Origin of the sequence: Pseudoalteromonas sp. J010 (assembly GCF_003934235.1) — a bacterium.
In the GTDB taxonomy this organism is placed as follows: domain Bacteria; phylum Pseudomonadota; class Gammaproteobacteria; order Enterobacterales; family Alteromonadaceae; genus Pseudoalteromonas; species Pseudoalteromonas peptidolytica.
Window position 1 is genome coordinate 74,281 of sequence record NZ_RDBW01000006.1, and the last position, 20,152, is coordinate 94,432.

Sequence of the window (20,152 nt, forward strand, 5' to 3'; positions counted from 1 at the left end):
AAATTACGCTGATTCTCTCACCAATTTGAAAGGTTAAAGCCCATTAATACCAATTAGTCTTTATACTTTTTCAATTTGAAGAACGARGCCTGACGTTAACGGCATTAGAAATTTCTTATTTAGAACAAGTAAGTAGTCAGATTTTCTCGCCTCAAAAATAGCAAGCTTAATTAAGATAACAGGTATTACTCAATACAATTGGTATTAAAGCTAACTTAATGTGATAACAACATATTTACCTAAAGCCTAGATGACAAAATGAGATTGTTAAACTAATTTCACCACATAAATTAGCGAGGACTTCGGATAATGACTGTCTTTTTAGCCGCCACTATACACTGCAAAAGGATGTCGATATTAAGGCTGTCGTGGGATGCACACGCGCAGCTATCACCTTATCTAGTCTGAGTTTTTTTCATTCACTATGTTTATTTATATTACAAGCGCGAGACCATCGACTCCTTCAAAACCAGTCAAACCTAAGTGTATAGCGTATGTACTTAATGAATTAGACGCAGCTTAATTGCGTAAAATGGGGATATGCAGTAGCGAGAGGTCAATCTACAGCCTGTAGGTTGACCATAATAAAAACAATTTAAAAATCTTTTACAGCCCTAAGGTTGTCTAGAGTGGATGTGATTGGTACAAGACTCTGTATATTACACGAGCTATAAACGGGCTTTTAGTTTTTCTCCTTTTTCGGTCAGCAATGCCTCATCTAGGTTGTGCGGGTTATTTTTTAAATAGTCAGCGGCGCCCAATTTCTCAAATGAGTCTTTGATTTCATTATCACCAAAGCCTTTGTCTTGCATCAGTGAAAAAAATTGATTTTCTTCTAACTTTCCGTAGTTTGAAAATATATTAATCACGGCTTTATCAATCGGTTCAAACCCTGGTAAATCAGCTTCTATTTCTAACTGCAGTCGGTGTGCTTCAAGTACTTCTACAATCTTGTCAGAGTCAGTATTTTGCTGCATTAATTCGTCTAGTTTTGCACTGAGTGTCGCCTTAGTTTGTACCTCATCGGTTACGGTTAAGACTTCAAAATTTCGACTTTGTCTTATCGATGCCAACTGTTCACCAGTAGACATAGCAGCAACTTCCAATAGAAACTCTTCATCGGCCACATACGTACCAAACACCACAATTGCAAAAATATTTAACAGATTTTTTTCTGAAGAGAGTAACAGTAGCATCATCGCAATACTGCCAAATAGCATCCACATTTGTTCAACATTTTTGCCCATCACAATTAAAGTGACATGTATCGCGCAGACAATAAAAAAGAAAATGCTCAGTCCAATAAACAAAACATCATATTTTTGGATCTTTATCCCATTTTCAGAGCCTAATATATTCTTCATAAATAGTGAACTTTTGGATTACTTATAACTTTATGATTATAGGATCTTCTTAACTACTCAGTCGATTACACTAGATTACAACACAAGTAGGTGACATTTCACTGTAAACCCCCTTTACACCCTTCAATTTTCGACAACAAGATAAACCATAGTCGCACGATAAAGACGTAGATCTGAGCCTTAGCTCAATTAGCAAAGTAGTCCCTCAGGATTGCTATATAAAAGTAGGATGACTGTTTAGAAGAACAAAGTGAGTGCTATTACCTTAGAATATAAGTGACTTTCACCACCACGAAAAAAGGCTGGATGAGCCAGCCTTGGTTTATGTGACATCGAATAAAGTAGGGCGATTGGTAAACCTGAACTCAGGGTTAGAAGTTAGTTAATCAACTAAAATACCCATGCTCAAAATCGTTAGAGTCAGAAGTTATTTCTCAATGCACGGCAAATTTGTGCGTCAATCACTGAGCTCTTGCAAACAAATTTAACACTGTAGTAAAAGATAACAATTACTAGAGCACGAGTTATTATGCCGTGTTCAAGTTAATTAGCCTGCTCCTTATAAGCGCTTCGGTAAGCATGTAATAACGGTTCTGTATAGCCATTCGGTTGTGTCCGCCCCTCAAATACCAAAGATAAGGCTGCTTTGTATGCAAGGTTTTCACTAAGCGGTTTATGGTCATTGAGCATGGGTTGGTACAGCTTGTCACTTTCGTTTTGACCATCAACCACTGCAGCCATTCGCTTAAACGTCTTTTCTACCTGCTCTTCACTACAAATCCCATGATATAACCAGTTAGCGATATGCTGACTTGAAATCCTAAGTGTTGCTCTATCTTCCATTAATCCAACGTGATTGATATCTGGCACTTTTGAGCACCCTACGCCTTGGTCTATCCAGCGTACCACGTAGCCCAAGATGCCCTGCGCGTTATTGTCTAATTCGGCTTGGATATCCTCAGCAGACAAATCGTTTTCTAACATCAACGGGGGCGTAAGTAAGTTATCAAGTGACGCCTGCTGGCGTGTTTTTATCTCAAGTTGGCGTGCAAACACATCCACATAGTGATAGTGCATCGCGTGGAGCGTTGCTGCGGTAGGAGAGGGCACCCACGCAGTATTAGCACCAGACTCAGGATGACCTTGCTTTTGCTCCATCATCAGCGCCATTTTGTCTGGCATTGGCCACATGCCTTTGCCGATTTGTGCCTTTTTCCTAAAACCGGTTTTAAGACCAATATCCACATTTTGATCTTCATAAGCGGCTATCCAGGACTGGCCTTTAATTAACGCCTTTGGTAATACTGGGCCTGCTAGCATTGAGGTATGAATTTCATCCCCAGTTCTATCTAAAAAGCCGGTATTTATAAATACAACACGCTGTTTTGCAGCAGCAATACAAGCTTTTAAATTCACTGAAGTGCGACGCTCTTCGTCCATAATACCCATCTTGATGGTATTTTTTGGCAGTGAAAGTAATGCTTCTACTCGGCTAAATAGGGTATCAGTGAAAGCGACTTCTTCAGGCCCGTGCATCTTTGGCTTCACGATATTGATACTTGCTGCCGTCGAGTTTTTAAACGGACTATTTCCCTGCAAATCATGCAGTGCTGCGGTGCTTGTCATGATGGCATCTAAGATCCCTTCAAACTGCTCATTTCCTTCTGCGTCCAGCACCGCTGGTGTTGTCATTAGGTGGCCAACGTTACGCACAAACATCATAGCGCGACCTTTTAGCGTAATACGCTGGCCTTGTGTATCTACGTAACTCCGGTCGGTATTTAGCGTCCTGGTCAATGATTTCCCTGACTTTTCGAAGGTCTCACTCAAGCTCCCTTTCATCAGACCTAACCAATTTTGATATACCAAGACTTTGTCTTTAGCATCCACCGCCGCAACAGAGTCCTCACAATCCATAATAGTCGTAAGTGCAGATTCGAGAACGACATCTTTGATCCCTGCTTTGTCAGCTTGCCCGACCGGATGATGTGGATCAATTTGGATCTCTATATGGAGATCATGATGACGCAGCAATATTGCACTTGGGTTTTGTGCCTCCCCCTGATAGCCCACTAGCTGCTCAGGCTGCTGCAATGATACTTGAGCACTATCGTTTAGCGTGATCACCAAGTTTCCGTCCAGAATTGCATAATTCGTGCTTTCTATGTGAGAGCCCTTTGCTAACGGCAGCGCGTTATCAAGAAACTGCCTAGCATAAGCCATAACTTTAAATCCACGCGTTGGATTATAGTCTTGAGTACGTTCAGCTCCATCCTCTTCACTAAGAACATCAGTACCATAGAGCGCATCATACAAAGATCCCCAGCGGGCATTAGCTGCATTTAGCGCAAATCTAGCATTACTCACAGGTACTACTAATTGCGGCCCTGCAGCACTGGCAATTTCAGGTTCTACATGTTTAGTTTCAATGACAAAATCTTCAGGTTCTGGCTGCAAATAGCCAATTGATTCAAGAAATGTCCGATATTCAGCAGCTTGCCAATCAGGGTGAGAGAGGTGGTAATCGTCAATTTGCTGTTGCAGGGTATCACGTTTGTTGAGTAACGCTTGGTTTTGCTTACCAAGTGCCGAAAAAATATCCGCAACACCTTGCCAAAATTGATTTACCGCTATCCCGGTGCCGGGAAGTAAAGATTGCTCGACAAACTGCGCCAGAGGAGTCGCAATTTGGAAGCCTGAATAAGTGACATACTTGCTCATGGAGAGTCCTTGATTAACATTTTTTGAACGGGATAGATCAAACATAAAACAATTTTTGGAAAAACGAACCCCTTTTCTCATTCACAAAAAATATACTCGCAATAATAACTATAAATTTAAAAAATCTAATTTATCGGCCTAGTGTTTAATTAAGCCCGCAGCCAACCACTCTCACATCAGGTGGCTTCGTGTAACAAACAACCAGAACTTAATTTGATTTATAGTACCCGTTCGAAGGAAGCTAATTATGTCTCAGTATCAAACTCAGTTAGATCATTTCTCTAGTCTATGTCAAAGCCAAGGAAAAACTTGGCAGTCTATCAGTCCTGAGTATGCCAGCCGTATGCACCTACAAAACCGCTTCAAAACCGGTTTGGACATCGCAAAATATACAGCCAAGGTGATGCGTGAAGATATGGCAGCATACGATGCTGATAGCAGCCAATATACGCAATCCCTTGGTTGTTGGCACGGCTTTACAGCGCAACAAATGATGATGGCAGTAAAGCGTCACAACAAAACCACGAAACGCTCTTACGTATACTTAAGTGGCTGGATGGTTGCTGCGCTGCGCTCAGAGTTTGGCCCACTGCCAGACCAAAGTATGCACGAAAAAACAGCAGTTCCAGCTTTGATTGAAGAGATCTACACCTTCCTCAAGCAAGCCGATGCGCGAGAGCTAGACCATCTCTACAAAGAGCTTGATGCAGCAAAAGCCAAAGGCCAAGACACAACCGAGATCCTTAACAAAATCGATAATTTCGAAACCCATGTAGTGCCTATCATTGCAGATATTGATGCCGGTTTTGGTAACGAAGAAGCAACCTATCTATTAGCTAAACAAATGATTGAAGCGGGTGCTTGTGCAATTCAAATCGAAAACCAAGTATCGGACGCAAAACAGTGTGGCCACCAAGCAGGTAAAGTAACGGTTCCCCATGAGGACTTTTTAGCTAAGATTAACGCTGTGCGATACGCTTTCCTTGAGCTTGGTGTTGAAGATGGCGTGATCGTTGCCCGTACCGACTCATTGGGTGCAAGCTTGACGCAAAAAGTACCAGTATCAAAAGCACCTGGCGACCTTGCGAGTCAATACACCAGCTACTTAGACACAACGCCTGTGACCTCAGCCGCTGATTTACAAGAAGGTGAAATGGCAATTAAGCTGGGTGGCGAATTACAAAAACCGGTTCGCTTGGATAACGGCCTATATCAATTCAAAGCAGGTACAGAAAAAGATCGTGTGGTCCTAGACTGTGTAACTAGCTTGCAATCAGGTGCAGATCTATTATGGATTGAAACCGAAAAACCAAATATCGAGCAAATTGCCGAGCTGGTTAACCGAGTTCGCGAGCAAGTGCCTAACGCTAAGCTTGTGTACAACAACTCACCATCGTTCAACTGGACATTAAAATTCCGCGAGCAGGTATACCAGCAATGGCAAGAACAAGGTAAAGACTTATCAGCATACCCTGATCCAAGCACAGATGCGAAGGTATTGATGGCGCCAGAATTAGACACAACCGAATTAGCTACAGAAGCTGATAGACTGGTGCAAAACTTCCAGCGGGATTCCGCAAGAGAAGCGGGGATTTTCCACCATCTAATTACACTGCCAACTTATCATACAGCAGCGCTAAGCACCGATATTCTGGCTGAAGGCTATTTTGGTGACGCGGGTATGCTTGCCTATGTACGTGATGTGCAACGACAAGAAATCCGTCGCGAGCAAGCATCAGTTAAACACCAAGACTTAGCTGGTTCTAATATAGGTGACACCCACAAAGAATACTTCTCTGGCGAAAATGCACTAAAAGCTGGCGGTGAAGCCAACACCATGAACCAGTTCTAACATTTGATTTATTTAGTTCCAAAATCAGTAAGGGCCGCAAGGCCCTTTTCAAAGCTTGAGATTATTAGATCAGGTTTTTACTAGCTTATCAGTCTCAGATCACCTATTTACTAACCCTTGCTAGACAGATCATGTTTTTACTAACAACAATCAAATTTGGATCAGGATTTTATTAACCCAACAACAAACGATCCCGATCTTTTTATGAAGATCAAAGATCCTAGCTCAAAAATACTCACTTTTGACTTAAGCCACTTTTACAAACCAAAATTTTACTAACTAAATCTACGACAGGTCACATTTTTACTAACTTACTTAGTAAAATTTTGTTCTGAGAATATTCCAAGTCTTGTTCATCATATTATTAGCGCATGATTGATAAACATCAATTGTCACTGTAAACCCCCTTTACACTTTCCATATTTACCTCACTTTTTTGTGTAATGCTGCATGACAGACAAAAACGATATGAACTTAAAAGATGACTCTATTTAAGAATCTCACGCTTGCAATCCTTATATTTTTTTCGCTGAGTTGTAATGCTGAAAATATAGCGATAAAAGAAGTACAAGCACTAGAAATTGCCGGTCAGTACACCGAAGCGCTTGAAAAAATCAAAGAGCTGAGTAATACCGAAAATGATGAAACACGCTACCAAGCTATTTTTCTTCAAGCGATGATATATAGAAAGCAAGATTTATACGAAAAATCGATATCAACGCTTAACTTTATTGAAAAGCAATTCTTCCTAACTGAGATAAGAAAATATGAGCTATACCGAGAGATCGGCATCAACTATCGCAGCATCAGCAAATTAGCACTTGCTGAAGACTTTTATTTAAAAGCATTAGACTCAGCACAGTCAATGAACAAGCCAAACTTGATTGCACAAACCTATAATAACTTAGGAGTCGTCGCTGATCACAGAAACCTGCTCGCACAATCAATGCAGTATCATCTAAAGGCATATGAACTGCTTAAAGGAACAGACCAGTATGAAAAGCAAGGTGCCAATTTTTACAACCTTGGAGATATTTCTGTGCGTTTGGGAGACAAGGAAAATGCGGAGTATTTCTTTCAACAAGCGTTGATAGCAGATAAAGCATCCAAGGAGCTACGTAATGTTGCTGGTACAGCACTGCGGTTAGGGGAATTAAAATTCAAAAACGGTAAAGCTGATGAGGCACTACTTCAAGTTAACGAGGCCATCGAACTTTTACGCCAATTAGATGCTCGGGTGTCGCTCAGTCGCGCACATCGAACCGCGGCATTGATTTATATTACTAAATCTGAGCTAGACAGTGCATTAACAGAGGCACTATCTGCGATTGAATATGCAACACAAACGAGTTCCACGTTACAACAATTTTATGCCTTTCTTACAGAGCTTGAAGTCAGACTTGCAAGAGCTGAACTGAAAGAAGCAAAAACATTACTGCCCACACTCGATAAATTAATAAAAATTGAAGCAGCTGAAGTACTACAAGAAAAATATCACCATTTAAAAGCACAAGCCTTAGCACTTGACGGCAACTTTGCGGATGCGTACCAATTTATGTATTCAGCTGCAGAGCTGCAATCGAACATCCATGCTGACTACTTACAAAAACAGGTAAGTACTTACAAAGCCAGTATTGATGCCTTAATCCAATCTCAGGAACTTGAAAAAGCTCAGGCCAAGCAGGCTATAACAGAAATTAACCTTAAAAATGCCAAGCTTTCTACACAAATGTGGTTAGTCACTGCTATCGCCGTTTTTTTAATGGGGACTTTCTTTATCGGATTTTTTATAGCAAAACATAGAAGTGCAACTTTGAAAGCCAAAATGTATCAATCAAACATTGCACAAAAAGACAAAATGCTGGCTGATATTTCTCATGAACTTCGTACGCCTTTAAGTGTACTGAAACTTCACATTGAAGCCATGGAGCATAACCTGATAGATGACAGCACCATCGCTTATGCAAAAATAAACAATAAGATAAATCAACTTAACGACCTGATATCTAATGTCTACCAGCTTTCCCAAGCAGATCATAATGCTTTAGTGATCCACCCTCAGCTTTACGATGCCAAAACTGTAATACAAAGCTATGTGTATGATGTTGAGAGGTTAGTAACTAGTAATAAGTTGCAATTTATTGCTGACATTCACGTTGACGATATGGATATTCATATCGATAAGCCAAAGCTAGACCGAGTGATTGATAACCTAGCAAAAAATGCCTGTTTATATACAGATGTCCCTGGCAAAGTGCGCTTTAAAGCTGTGGTTAATAAATTTGGATTCTTCTTACAAGTTGATGATAGCTCACCAGGGGTATTAGAGCGCGAGCAAAACAAATTATTTGAACGCCTGTACCGTGTTGAAGCTTCAAGAAGCCGGGCAACAGGGGGATCAGGGCTAGGTCTTTCTATTTGTAAAAGCATAGTAGAGGCAATGAATGGAACAATTAGGCTTAAGTCAGGAAAGTTCGGTGGTCTATGTATCCAAATAAACCTTCCCCATGCGGTAGATAGCAATTATAAATAAAAAAAGGCCAAGCGTTTGCTTGGCCATTGATTACTTCAAATCATATTTAAAAGCGATAGCTAATATTGCCATATACGAAACGGCCATCAGTGTTGTATGCCGAAAACGCTGAGTAAGGGAAGATTTGGTTAAATGTTGTAAAACCAATATTACTCACCGTATCTTGAGGATACTGGTCAAACAGGTTGTTTGCGCCGACGGCGAATTTCCAGTTGTCACCTAAATTATAGGCCACTTCCAAATCTGTAATCCATTTGGCATCTAATACTTCATCACCTGTAACCGAGCTTGAAGAATCAGTTGTTTCACCATAACGTGTTGCGCGTAGGGTTGTTTGCCAATCACCAAACTGCCAAATTGCTGCTAAGTTCCATTTATCTTTTGGTGTACCATCTTCAAATCGAGCTATTTCCCGACGAGCAAAATATTCATAGCTGTCACCTAAGGCTTCTAGCTCTGCTGGGTTCGCTTTGACATCCGTTACTTCGGTATCGTTAATATTGACCGCAGCACTTAATCTCAAATCACCAAAGTCAGAGAGGTCAAAGCTGTATGTCGCAACGATATCAACACCTCGAGTGCGAGAGTCGATGGCATTTGTGAAGTACCTGACACTTTGTGTGTTAAGCTCGCCTGCTTGGCGTAAAATATCAATAACCTCAGGACCATTTAGATTCTCAGAGAGTACAATGCGGTCATCAATATCAATTCGATACGCATCTACCGTGAATGAGAACGCATCAAGTGTGTACACAAAACCCACCGTAGCATTCACTGACTCTTCAGCTTCTAGCTCGCGAGCACCGAGTGCTTTAGCTGCAGGCGTATCAACCGGAAAGTGTCCAACTTCACTTGGTACGCCATTTTCAAATACGGTTGCTACTGATTTATATGATGTTTGCGCTAATGAAGGCGCTCTGAAACCGGTACTTATCGCACCACGTAACGATAGGTTGTCTGAAACCACATAGCGCGATGCAAGTTTGCTAGTAAAGGTGCTGCCAAAGTCGCTATAATCCTCGAAACGACCAGCCAAGACGATATTCCAGTCTTGTGTTAGATACGTATCGAACTCTGCAAATAAAGCGATATTGTGGCGAGATTCATCTACCGCACTTGCCGGTGAAAACCCGGCCAGTACTTGCGCACCACCAGCGGCCACAGGATTACCTTCGGCATCAAGCACCGTTAGATAAGACGCCTCGTCACCAACTTCAATTTCGTAATTTTCACGGCGATATTCAGCACCAAGGGTGAAAAAAACATCGTCTGGTAAACCCAAATCCAATGCTGTTTTCGCGTCCGCATTCACTAACCACTGTGAATAAATCAAGGCGCCATTATTAAATTCAGTTGGACTGGTTACGCCCATTGAGGTGTTTAGGCTGTTTACAACTCCCAAACCAAAGTCATTCACGCCATAGTTGCTGCTAATATCATAGTCCCAATCACCGCGAGTTCCTTTTACGCCAATAGCGAATGAGTAATCATCAACATCACTGACAATTTGTGGTAAGAAACCGTCTGGATAAACCGCAGTTAGATTACGGCTGTCTTTTGCACGGCGATAAAACCCACCAGAGTTACCTTCTCGTGTTGAGTAACTACCAAATGAATAAAGCTCTGTATCAGTATCTAAGTTGTAGCCAGCATTGAAAAAGAGCGCAAAGTCTTCCACTTCAGCTTTGCCAAAACGGTGATTGTAGCGGTCAAAAGTAAACTCTCGAGCGTCCAATTGACCGTTGTCATCACGAGCATATTGCTCTCTTGGATCAAAGCCCGAACGATTCGTTGGTTTTTTGTCTCTATATTCGGCTGAAAGATTAATAAAGCCATCATTGCCTAGCGCAAAGCCAATATTAGCACCAATGGTTGTGGTACCGCCGTCATTGCGTTTGCGGTCATCACCTAATACAAAATCTAAATCGCCCGAAGCATCTGTACGGGTGGCTAATAAGTCTGGAACACCTGCCATCTGGGTGTCGTGTTCACCATAGGTAACGCTTATACTACCGCCTTCTTCTGCATCTTTAAGCACAATATTAATCACTCCCGCAATTGCATCTGAGCCGTACTGTGCAGCAGCACCATCACGTAAGACCTCAACACGTTTGATTGCGGCAGCAGGAATGGTATTCAAATCTACAGCTGTTGAGCCACGACCAACTGTACCATTTAAATTCAATAATGCACCTGCGTGGCGGCGTTTACCATTTACAAGTACTAAAGTATGGTCTGGTGCTAACCCGCGAAGCACGGCAGGACGCGCATGATCAGTACCATCCGCGAGTGTTGAGTTAGGAAAGTTAAAACTTGGCACCAGCGTAGTAAGTACCTGGCTTAGCTCTAGCTGACCTGTACTTTGCATATCATCTAGCGAAATGACATCAACCGGAACGGTACTTTCAGCCACACTGCGCAGACTTCTTCTGGTACCTGTGATCTCTATAACTTCGACACTGTCTTTAGCTTCAGTGTTATTACTTTCTGCCTGCGCGTGAATTGAAATAGTTGAAAGAAGCGCAGCACCGACAGCCAACGAGATTGGCTTGCGAACAGCGCTGTCTAGCTTGTTATTAATAAATTGCATAGTTTGTCCCGTGAATATGTTGAACGCAGAGTCAGTGAAAGACCGACTAGTACTTAATTTAGTCAATAGTGGAATAAATCAAGACTGAATACGAATACCATCCGATTTACGATTAAAATGTTGGCACTTACTTATTCGATACCAACCTAAAATTAAGTAACTCTCGTAAGAAAAGACGCGAATTTTAAAATTATTCTTTCACCCACAATAAAGAATTTTTCGATCTATCTTATACCCTCAATTGGCACTGGTCTGATGTTTATTCACTCCATCTTTACTCCATATTACAACGCTTAAATATCAGCATATGAAAACGGAGAGAAACGATGACACAACGGACGCTTAAACATGCTGACTGGCTGAAAATTGTCGAGTCTAGAGCTAAACAGCAGCAACAACAGAGTAAGCCAAAGACTAAGCTGTCACCTATGGTGATTGTGACTTTTTTGCTCGCGATGACAATTTCATTGCTGAGTGCGTGGGCACTTCTGAAAGATACAGCTACTCCCGCTAACTTAGTGCTGAGTGAAGAATCAGAAAAACGCCTCAATCGCTACTTTACTAGGCAATACATGGTGGGCAGTTGGCAATTTTCGCATATGAAAATAAGTAAAGACGATATAAACGTGTTCATTCGCATTCCCTCAGAACTGGCATTAACAGGGCAGGCGCTAACAGGCTACATAGAGCAATCTCTGTGCCCACCAGCGACTCATAATATCTGGCGTGATGTAAATCAGTTTACGCTATACATGCACTTATACTCAGGCTCACCGCGTCATAGCAATTACGCAAAGTGCAGCGCCCCTTAACTTAGTCTGATCAATACAAAAGGCCATCTGTGGCCTTTTGTTTTAGGGTTTATACTCAATGATATTAGATCATTGCGGGTTTTTAGAAGAGAGAGTAGGAGATTTAGGCTCGAGCTCCAGTTTCGCTTTTTCCTCTAGATCTGCTGGCAGCTCTTTAACTACCGCAACACCAAGCTCTTTAAACTCAGCGGCCTGTTTGATTAAGTTTCCTTTGCCCATATACAACTGGGAAAATGCCCTTTCATAGCTTTCTTTCGCTTTATCAAGTTGCTTGCCCACATTCTCCATACTATGCAAGAAGTTATTTAACTTGTTATAAAACTTCTCTGCTCGTAGTGCCAGTTCTCTCGTATGCTTACTTTGATCTTCAAAACGCCATAGTTGCTTCACGATATTGAGACTCGTCAATAAAGTCGTTGGCGTCGCAACCAAAACATTATGTTGTAGCGCGTCTTGATAAAGGGTTGGTTTATGCTTTACCGCTTCAACAAATGCCGATTCAATCGGAATAAACATAATAACCACTTCCGGAGAATTGAGACCAGGGAGGCGCTCATAGGATTTACTTCCAAGCTCTTTGATACGCGCTGTAATAGCTTCGCTATGCGCTACGATAGCCTGATTGGCCTCACTGTCAGTTGTTGCATTAATATAACGTGTATAGGCGTTTAACGATGTCTTCGCATCGATGACTAAGTGACGAGATTGCGGTAGATAAACCACCACATCAGGGCGAAACTTTCCTTCATCTGTATTAAAATTAACTTCTCGCTGATAGTCATAACCGGGTCTTAAACCAGCACTATCGAGCACATTTTCAAGCATCAATTCGCCCCAATTACCTTGTGCTTTTTTCTGTCCCTGTAGCGCAGTAGTTAAGCGTTCAGCCTGCTCTGTCATCACTCGATTATTAGCTTGTAGATGGAGTAATTCAGTTTTCAAAGAAGCCCGCTGTTTTAGCTCTTCGCTATGGATTGCCTCCATCTTATCCCTAAAGCCTTTTAACTCCCCTTGGACAGGTTGCAGCAATTGTTGGATTTTTTCTTTACTTTGATGGCTAAAGCGCGCTGTCTTTTCATCAAAGATCTGGTTGGCAAGGTTATGAAACTCTTCTTTTAACTGTACTTTGGCTTGTTCAAGTTGCGCTAGTTGCTGCTCAAAATGGTGTTGCTTTTGCTCTAATAAGGTTTGTAAATTCGCCATTTCAATTTCAAGCCMATGAGCATGGGCTTGAATTTCTTCTTTGGCGTCGAGCTCACGCTGCCAAAGCTGTTGATACTCAGTAGCTTGACGTTGACGTTCGTTAAGGCGGGCTTGCATTTGCTGTACTTGGCCATGACTTTGTAGCTGCTGTTCACGGAGCTCCTGAACTACCTGTTCAGCTTGAACGATTTGAGCACGCAAGGCATGTTCTGTTGCTTGTTGAGTATTAAGCTGATTTTTTAATGTACTGCGGATCACCCATACAATAGGAAGGAGGGTAGCTGCACCGCCTGCAAACAGTGCCATACTATACCATGCAGGCGTTGTTGAAAGCATTGACCAAAGCATATTGAAATCTCATCAGTTGTTCTGCTTTGATAATACCTTAGATATAAATTTCAATCACTTAGTCATTCAGTGATCTGTTGGCCATTATAACGGTACCCGGCGCCATACACCGATTCAACAATTTTAGGGGAATGCTCTAATTCTTTGATTTTTTTTCTGATATTTTTAATATGACTGTCAATAACTCTATCTGAAATATCAAAATTATCTGGCTGAATATGGTCAAGAATTTGTTGTCTTGAGAAGACACGATTAGGCGCATCGTACAACAAAGCAAATACATCAAACTCAACTTTAGTGAGCCCCAAAGTACAACCGCTCAACTTTACACTCAATTCATCACGGTTAACTTCTATCGGTTTTTGGTAGGAATGCGTGTTCACGCAACGACGTAAGATAGCTTTCATTCTCATCACTAACTCAGCTGCGCTAAATGGTTTACAAACATAATCGTCTGCACCAACCTCTAGTCCTTGTAAACGATCAGCTTCTGTGACTTTTGCTGTTAACATAACAATAGGAACTTCGGAGAATGTCCTAATTTGCCGCATACATTCCACGCCATCTTGGTTTGGTAGCATGATATCCATTAAAATCGCATCCGGTTGATTTTCGCGTACCCAAGATACCACTTCTGCGCCATCAGCAATATGGAACATCTTAAATCCTGACGCTCGAAAGAACAGTAATACTTGCTCTGCAATATCTTGATCGTCTTCAACGAGTAAGATGTTTGGAGGTGTAGACATAGGGTTTATTTACTCTTTGCTTTTAAACTTTTCAATTGCTGTCGGACTTGACGCTTCAAAGTATCCGACAGTGTGTCATCGAATAACAACATTGTCAGTATACTAGACAAATCCTCTGAACTCGCCACTTCATTTAACAGATCATAATCCGTTTGTGATTGTGTCTCAATAAAGTTTAAGTGTGTAATCGTCGCATCGTAGCAAAGCATAGCATTATCCTAATTGGTCTATGGCGTTTCTCCGTTATGAATATTAAAGCGCGATATTATGGAACAAAAATGGAGTGTGATGATGTTTTTTTCATCAGAAAAAGAAAAGCCAGCTTAGTTAAGCTGGCTTATTACAATCAGTAACAAAGGGGGAAATCAACATACGCCTATTACACCAACATGTTCGCAATAAGCATAATCATAGACCTACGAGGTTTTCATTTAGTTCAATTTTATTTTTAACTTTTTATCAATGCGAGCATTTGTGACTCATCAAATTGGCTCAGGTTAACTCCAGAGTCTGCAAACAAAGCGTCAACTAGCGCCTGTTTGTCTCTTTGCATCTTAAATACCTTTTCTTCGATGGAATTAGCCATAATTAATTTGTAAACAAAGACCGGCTTGTCTTGGCCAATACGATACGCGCGATCAGTAGCTTGATTTTCAACAGCTGGATTCCACCAAGGATCAAAGTGGATCACGGTATCAGCTTGAGTAAGATTCAAGCCTGTCCCACCGGCTTTAAGGCTTATTAAAAAGATGCTGCACTTACCTGAAGTAAATGCTTCTATTGCCTTATCCCTTTGTCTGGTTTGACCGGTTAACATTGTATACTTCAGCTGTTGTTGTTGGCACTGCTCCGCAATGAGATCAAGCACACTGGTGAACTGACTAAAGATGATGATCTTGCGACCTTCACTTAATAGTGTCGGCAGGTGCTGTGCAAGCCATTCAAACTTTGCACTGCTATGCTCTGCCAAATCCTTATCCACGAGTTGAGGGTGACAGCAGATCTGACGCAGCTTAAGCAGTGCATCAAGAAACGCCAACTTACTCCTTTCAACGCCATGCTCTTGGAATAAGTTCTGTAATTTACTCTCTACTTGATGCTGCACGCCTTGATACAGCTTATGCTGCGACTCTGAGAACTCTAACTCTTTAATAAGTTCTGTTTTATTAGGTAGCTCTTTTACTACTTCTGACTTTGTTCTTCTTAGAATGAACGGTGCAATTAAAGATCTCAGTTCGCTCGCACGAGCACGATCTTGCTCTTTCTCGATAGGGATCTGAAAGTGTTGTTTAAACTGTTGTTTGGTCCCCAATACATCCGGCATTACAAAGTCCAGTAACGACTTTAGCTCAAGTAAATTGTTTTCAACCGGTGTGCCACTCAAACAGAGTTTGAAACGCGCAGAAAGTCCCTTCACACATTTGGAAATTTGTGCAGTTTCATTTTTGATATACTGCGCTTCATCTAACACGATAGAGTCGAAATCCAACCCTTTGTAATAAGCAACATCTCGTTTTAACAATGGATAAGTGGTCAGAATAAAACGAGCACCCGATAAGTTAGTTAGTGCTTCCTCTCTGTTAGCACCATGAATAATAGTCAAGGGTAGGTGAGGAGCAAAGCGTTTAAATTCATCTCTCCAATTTCCAACTAAGCTAGTAGGGCAGACAATTAAACTTGGTTGTGTCACGAGGGTGTTATGTTGCGCAATGAAGTATGCTATTACTTGTAACGTCTTACCAAGGCCCATATCGTCAGCGAGAATACCACCTAGTTGATGACGATTTAGGAACTTAAGCCAGTTAACTCCCTGAGCCTGATAATCGCGTAAAGTAAAGCACTGTCCTTCACTAGCCGGAATAACTTCATTTTGTTCAATCGGCTTTTCTAATTCCGCTAAATATTCAAGTAACTTTTGATCGCTTGACTTGGTTTCAATATGCGCCAGCTCAAATAGCTTTTTAGCGTACGAAAGTGGGAACTTAAACTGAGAGCTGGATAGGTAATAACTAAAGCGAGATTTTAATGTCAGCAATTCATCAAATACGCTGCGACTGATTGCGTAAAACTGCTCTCCGATCTCCACATAACGATACTCATGGGCTAAGTTGTTTAGCTCGYGAACCGGATGTTTATCCCAGTTTAAAGTAATAGGTTTATCATCCAGCATCACTTTACCCAAAACATGGTGTTGTTTGTCACGTTTAAGAGATAAGATCACTTTCGGAGTAACAACATGACCATTGCCTGGCAGCTCATCCACAACCCAACGTTTGCCTTGCAGGTAAGGTCTAACTTCTTTGTTGAACCAGTGTATTTCAACACCGTCCTCGGTGGGCAGCAAAAAGTCTTCACCTTCGTGTACAAAACCCAGTCCTGTAAGCACTTGTTCAAGACGTGATAATTGTTTTTTCGACCCACCTTTTCCTAGTGGCTCAATGGTAAACCTAATTTTGTTTGCACGCTCTGATTTGATCAGTTTGGCGACTGTTGATTGCGGGTTTACGAGTTGAGAAAAACCAGATGGCGGTGCAATAATATCGTCGGTAAAAATATCTTGAAAACGCGACATCACTTGCTCAAGTTTTTCACCTGTGATCGGTGGCATCGTATGGAGGTGGGCAATTTCAGATGCGGTTAATTCAGATTCAATCCTACCAATGAGTAGATTTTCAGTATCCAAATAAACTGGTGGCTCGGTTTTAACCAATCGCCAATGCTCAACACCAGCTAAACGGCTCTTTAGCTGATATTCGTCATTCTCTTGATGCCAATAAAAGTCTAATGTTTGCTTGTGACCCAACTCCAATGGCTGACGATGATTACGATAAAAACAGCGATGTGTATGTATAAGCTGAGTCAGAGCATTAAAGCCCCACGCACCAAACAACTCAAAGTGGCCAGGCGTATTTTGGGAGCGGATCCAACTGAATAAGCGAAAATCACTTTCTAATAATCCGGCGGGAGCAACTTGGCTGTTGAGTTGTTGCTCTGTCAGTGCACGGCCAAGAGGATACAGGCCATCTGGACGGTTTGGTGATACTTTAGGGCTTACTAATACTTCATTTGCCCGAGGCTCTAATACAAACAACAACACATTATCAGCGTCAGCTTTATCTGTTTGCTGTAGCTGCGCTAATTCATTAAACCAATCGTTAACTAAAAAAGCTTCGCCAAATCCACCGGAGTGTTCGATTTTTAGTTTCAGCAATACAGCTGCGATATGTCGACACTTAGGATTATTAGAACAAGAGCAATTTGCTTCGACAGAGACAGCCCCCTGCTCCTGATTGATTTTGATATGCTGGGTAAACGTATTACCGTAATTGCCCAATACTTGCGCATCAATCTGAGCGAAGTTATCACTATGCTGCAAAAAGCAAACCTGTTCATCTTTAAGATATTCCTTTGCTTTTGCTAACAAGCCGGAATTAAAATATTGACGAAGAAATCGCTCAGATAGCGGAAACTGACTCGCTTGCTCCTGCTTGATTTCTTCAAATAAGGCGAAAAGTTGCTCTTTAGATAACTGCGAAGACATTAAGTGCACGTCAAAATCAAAGTAAAAAGCCAGTATATGAAATTAGTGATATGAGCTAAAGAGCCAAATGCGAGAAAATAGGTAAAAAACGACTGGTTGGAGGTCAAGTGACCATAAAAAGCACCGAGTTGAAGTAAATTTGTCCAACTCGGTATCGGTAACGTTTAATTGTAGCTACTCAGTAGTTTTTGTAATTGTTCCAAACGTTTATCGGTAAGAACACGATTATCAATTTTTACGGTAACATCGCCGCTTTTTAAGTTACGCTGGATCCTAATATAATCGCTTTCGAGCATAGATTCGACTCTAGCCGAATCGCTATTGCCAAATGTTGTCAAAAATTTAGTTATCTGTAGTGCCCTTTTTTCATCTGACATTTCATCGGTCATAAACTCTTGGTTTGATAATCCTGCCAATTGTTCAGCGAAAAACTGAGGCTGTTCTTGCTTTGCTGCAATCAATTTTTTTGCCGCCTCCCTGCCTAAATGGTTTGCGGTTGGATAATACTTTAGTACTTCTACTGGAATGCTTTCAAATGCCTTTAGTGCGTCAGCTACAGCGGTATGAGAAACTCCCTCAATTGCTGCTATTTCTCGATAAGATCCTTTTTTACCTTGCTGGATCAAAGCATGCTTAGTATCGCTATATGCTTTACCTAACTCCCATAAACTAGGCGCAATATACTGATCAGAAGAAACCGCCAGTGTTTTAGCATCTTCCTCGTTAAAATCTTTAGAACTCAGAACAACGTAATCAGCTTCAGCTAATAAACAGGCCTTGCGGCGTCTTGACCCTGATAATACATGTAACTTACCGTCGTTCCTCCAGCATAGAGCTGGATGCAAATTGCGCTTGTCTTTTTTGATTGCAGGTAAAATATCAGCAACTGCTTTTTCGCTTAACAAAGATTGCTCGCGGCGATTTTGTCCAAATACTGCTGTTTTATTCTCAATATCTGAAAATGGAATGATCTCACAGGTCAATACAATCGTGCGATTAGGATCGCTTGGAGCTGGCATTGTAACCACATCACCTACTTTTGCCTGATCCAATAGATCGTCCAAACTACTACCCTCAACAGCGGTTGCAAAAGGGTCTATTCTTGTGTCATTTTTGCGTTTTCTAGCCATTTGTGGATACCTTTTTTATTCTGCTAGCGAGGATTGTGTTGAAGGCCAATTTGAGCGAATAAGCATTTCAAGTTCATCGACCACGTCTTTGATATTTTCTTGTGCTTTAAGTAAAGACTCTCTACTTGCAAGACTATCAGAAGTCTTTTGATCGAATATCGTATTAAACGACGAGGAGCTTGCGGTGATAGCGGAACTGTGGTTAATCGGGTAACTCATTACTTGCCTACCAAATGCACTACGCACATCCTTAACAATATCCCGTTGTGAATGGTTTCCTTTTACGTAATTCGTTACCAAAAATTGCATAAAATCCCACCCCTCGTGACCTAATGCTGCAACAGTGTGATAAATTTCACCGAGGCGTTTTAGATATTTATTGTTTGCATCGAAGTCAACCGCTTCTGGATGAACAGGGATCAACATTGAAGTAGAAGCCATCAGTGCATTGTAGAACATGAAATTAAGTGATGGTGCAGTATCTACAAGAATTATGTCAAACTCGTCTTGTACAGACTCTATAACCTTTTCTTTGAGCTTATGATAGTGTCTTGTTGATTCATAGCTTGAGCTTTCTTTCAATTCGGTAGCAGTTTCATGTTCAAAGTAAAAGTCATCCATACCTGACGGTAGTACTCTAATATTTGGTATGTGGGTTGTCTGAAATGCACTTGAAACTAGATCTTCCCATGTTTCACCTTCATCTAAATCAATACAATCTCTCATTAAATCACCGACTGTGATCGGCTCATGATCGTTTGATGGAAAAAAGCTGGATGAAGATCCTTGAGGATCGAGATCGATGATCCCTATGCGATAGCGCTTAATATTTGTAGTGGCCAAGGCAGCTGCAATATTTACCAAACTCGTTGTTTTTCCACAGCCACCTTTTAAGCTATTAATCACGATAACTTGAAGTTTGTCTTTTTCTTTACGTTGGTCTGCACTTACACCTAATACTTCGGCCATAGCGAAAATATTTGATAATGTATAAGCATAATGGCCGTTAGCACCTTTCTTAATGTTTATATTGTCAAAGTCACCTTGGTCATGACGTCGTTTGAGTGTTCTGTTATTGACACCTAAAAGATCAGCAGCTGCTTTTTGCGTATAAGTTCGAAGTTCTTTTTCTTCGGTTTTTAAATGAGCGCGATAGTGTTGTATCCGCCCAGCAAGAGATTGTTCGGCGACTTCAGCTGTTGCTTTTAACAGTCTGTACGTTGAGAGCGCATTGTTATTTATAGACATACACATTATCCTTCATTTGATGCTAATAATTATAATGTCCATTCAATTTGCTGTAAACACA

Annotated in this window: 12 protein-coding genes; 3 read left to right on the plus strand and 9 right to left on the minus strand. The window is 41.2% G+C overall.

What is annotated here, in order from left to right; translation table 11 throughout:
• Positions 1-668: 668 nt before the first annotated feature.
• Together EAG18_RS04845 and EAG18_RS04850 are read right to left on the minus strand one after the other, a co-directional pair.
• The gene (locus EAG18_RS04845; protein ID WP_125251272.1) at positions 669-1,364 is read right to left on the minus strand and encodes a hypothetical protein; all 696 of its coding nucleotides are present in this window, start codon (positions 1,362-1,364) and stop codon (positions 669-671) included.
• Positions 1,365-1,907: 543 nt separating this feature from the next.
• Positions 1,908-4,085 (minus strand): malate synthase G, encoded by a 2,178-nt coding sequence (locus tag EAG18_RS04850; RefSeq protein WP_125251273.1) that lies wholly within the window; start codon positions 4,083-4,085, stop codon positions 1,908-1,910.
• A 247-nt stretch (positions 4,086-4,332) separates the two neighbouring features.
• On the opposite strand from EAG18_RS04850, the gene EAG18_RS04855 reads away from it, so the two are divergent.
• The gene (locus tag EAG18_RS04855; protein WP_125251274.1) at positions 4,333-5,937 is read left to right on the plus strand and encodes an isocitrate lyase; all 1,605 of its coding nucleotides are present in this window, start codon (positions 4,333-4,335) and stop codon (positions 5,935-5,937) included.
• A 481-nt stretch (positions 5,938-6,418) separates the two neighbouring features.
• Entirely contained in the window at positions 6,419-8,470 is a 2,052-nt protein-coding gene (locus EAG18_RS04860) for an ATP-binding protein (protein WP_125251275.1), read from the plus strand.
• A 46-nt stretch (positions 8,471-8,516) separates the two neighbouring features.
• Here EAG18_RS04860 and EAG18_RS04865 read toward each other — a convergent pair whose 3' ends face one another.
• Positions 8,517-11,060: a TonB-dependent receptor gene (locus EAG18_RS04865; RefSeq protein WP_125251276.1), complete on the minus strand. Its 2,544-nt coding sequence runs from the start codon at positions 11,058-11,060 to the stop codon at positions 8,517-8,519.
• Positions 11,061-11,386: 326 nt separating this feature from the next.
• Here EAG18_RS04865 and EAG18_RS04870 point away from each other — a divergent pair, with 326 nt between their 5' ends.
• The gene (locus tag EAG18_RS04870) at positions 11,387-11,872 is read left to right on the plus strand and encodes a hypothetical protein (RefSeq protein WP_125251277.1); all 486 of its coding nucleotides are present in this window, start codon (positions 11,387-11,389) and stop codon (positions 11,870-11,872) included.
• 69 nt (positions 11,873-11,941) lie between these two features.
• On the opposite strand, the gene rmuC is transcribed toward EAG18_RS04870, so the two are convergent.
• From rmuC to EAG18_RS04900, 6 genes are all read right to left on the minus strand, one after another.
• Entirely contained in the window at positions 11,942-13,423 is a 1,482-nt protein-coding gene (gene rmuC, locus EAG18_RS04875; protein WP_125251278.1) for a DNA recombination protein RmuC, read from the minus strand.
• 62 nt (positions 13,424-13,485) lie between these two features.
• Positions 13,486-14,172 (minus strand): response regulator, encoded by a 687-nt coding sequence (locus EAG18_RS04880; RefSeq protein WP_125251279.1) that lies wholly within the window; start codon positions 14,170-14,172, stop codon positions 13,486-13,488.
• Between the two features lie 5 nt (positions 14,173-14,177).
• Complete coding sequence (locus tag EAG18_RS04885; protein ID WP_125251280.1) at positions 14,178-14,381, minus strand: hypothetical protein; 204 nt, start codon at positions 14,379-14,381, stop codon at positions 14,178-14,180.
• A 239-nt stretch (positions 14,382-14,620) separates the two neighbouring features.
• Positions 14,621-17,713, minus strand: coding sequence for a DEAD/DEAH box helicase (locus tag EAG18_RS04890; RefSeq protein WP_125251281.1), 3,093 nt, complete (start codon positions 17,711-17,713; stop codon positions 14,621-14,623).
• A gap of 164 nt (positions 17,714-17,877) precedes the next feature.
• Positions 17,878-18,843, minus strand: a complete 966-nt coding sequence (locus EAG18_RS04895; RefSeq protein ID WP_125251282.1) for a ParB N-terminal domain-containing protein — start codon at positions 18,841-18,843, stop codon at positions 17,878-17,880.
• 15 nt (positions 18,844-18,858) lie between these two features.
• Positions 18,859-20,091: an AAA family ATPase gene (locus tag EAG18_RS04900; RefSeq protein WP_125251283.1), complete on the minus strand. Its 1,233-nt coding sequence runs from the start codon at positions 20,089-20,091 to the stop codon at positions 18,859-18,861.
• Positions 20,092-20,152 lie beyond the last annotated feature (61 nt).

Excerpts from the sequence above, each read along its gene's own strand:
- EAG18_RS04845 (WP_125251272.1), bottom strand. The coding sequence starts at position 1,364 with ATGAAGAATATATTAGGCTCTGAAAATGGGATAAAGATCCAAAAATAT.
- EAG18_RS04850 (WP_125251273.1), bottom strand. The coding sequence starts at position 4,085 with ATGAGCAAGTATGTCACTTATTCAGGCTTCCAAATTGCGACTCCTCTG.
- EAG18_RS04855 (WP_125251274.1), top strand. The coding sequence starts at position 4,333 with ATGTCTCAGTATCAAACTCAGTTAGATCATTTCTCTAGTCTATGTCAA.
- EAG18_RS04860 (WP_125251275.1), top strand. The coding sequence starts at position 6,419 with ATGACTCTATTTAAGAATCTCACGCTTGCAATCCTTATATTTTTTTCG.
- EAG18_RS04865 (WP_125251276.1), bottom strand. The coding sequence starts at position 11,060 with ATGCAATTTATTAATAACAAGCTAGACAGCGCTGTTCGCAAGCCAATC.
- EAG18_RS04870 (WP_125251277.1), top strand. The coding sequence starts at position 11,387 with ATGACACAACGGACGCTTAAACATGCTGACTGGCTGAAAATTGTCGAG.
- EAG18_RS04880 (WP_125251279.1), bottom strand. The coding sequence starts at position 14,172 with ATGTCTACACCTCCAAACATCTTACTCGTTGAAGACGATCAAGATATT.
- EAG18_RS04885 (WP_125251280.1), bottom strand. The coding sequence starts at position 14,381 with ATGCTTTGCTACGATGCGACGATTACACACTTAAACTTTATTGAGACA.
- EAG18_RS04895 (WP_125251282.1), bottom strand. The coding sequence starts at position 18,843 with ATGGCTAGAAAACGCAAAAATGACACAAGAATAGACCCTTTTGCAACC.
- EAG18_RS04900 (WP_125251283.1), bottom strand. The coding sequence starts at position 20,091 with ATGTCTATAAATAACAATGCGCTCTCAACGTACAGACTGTTAAAAGCA.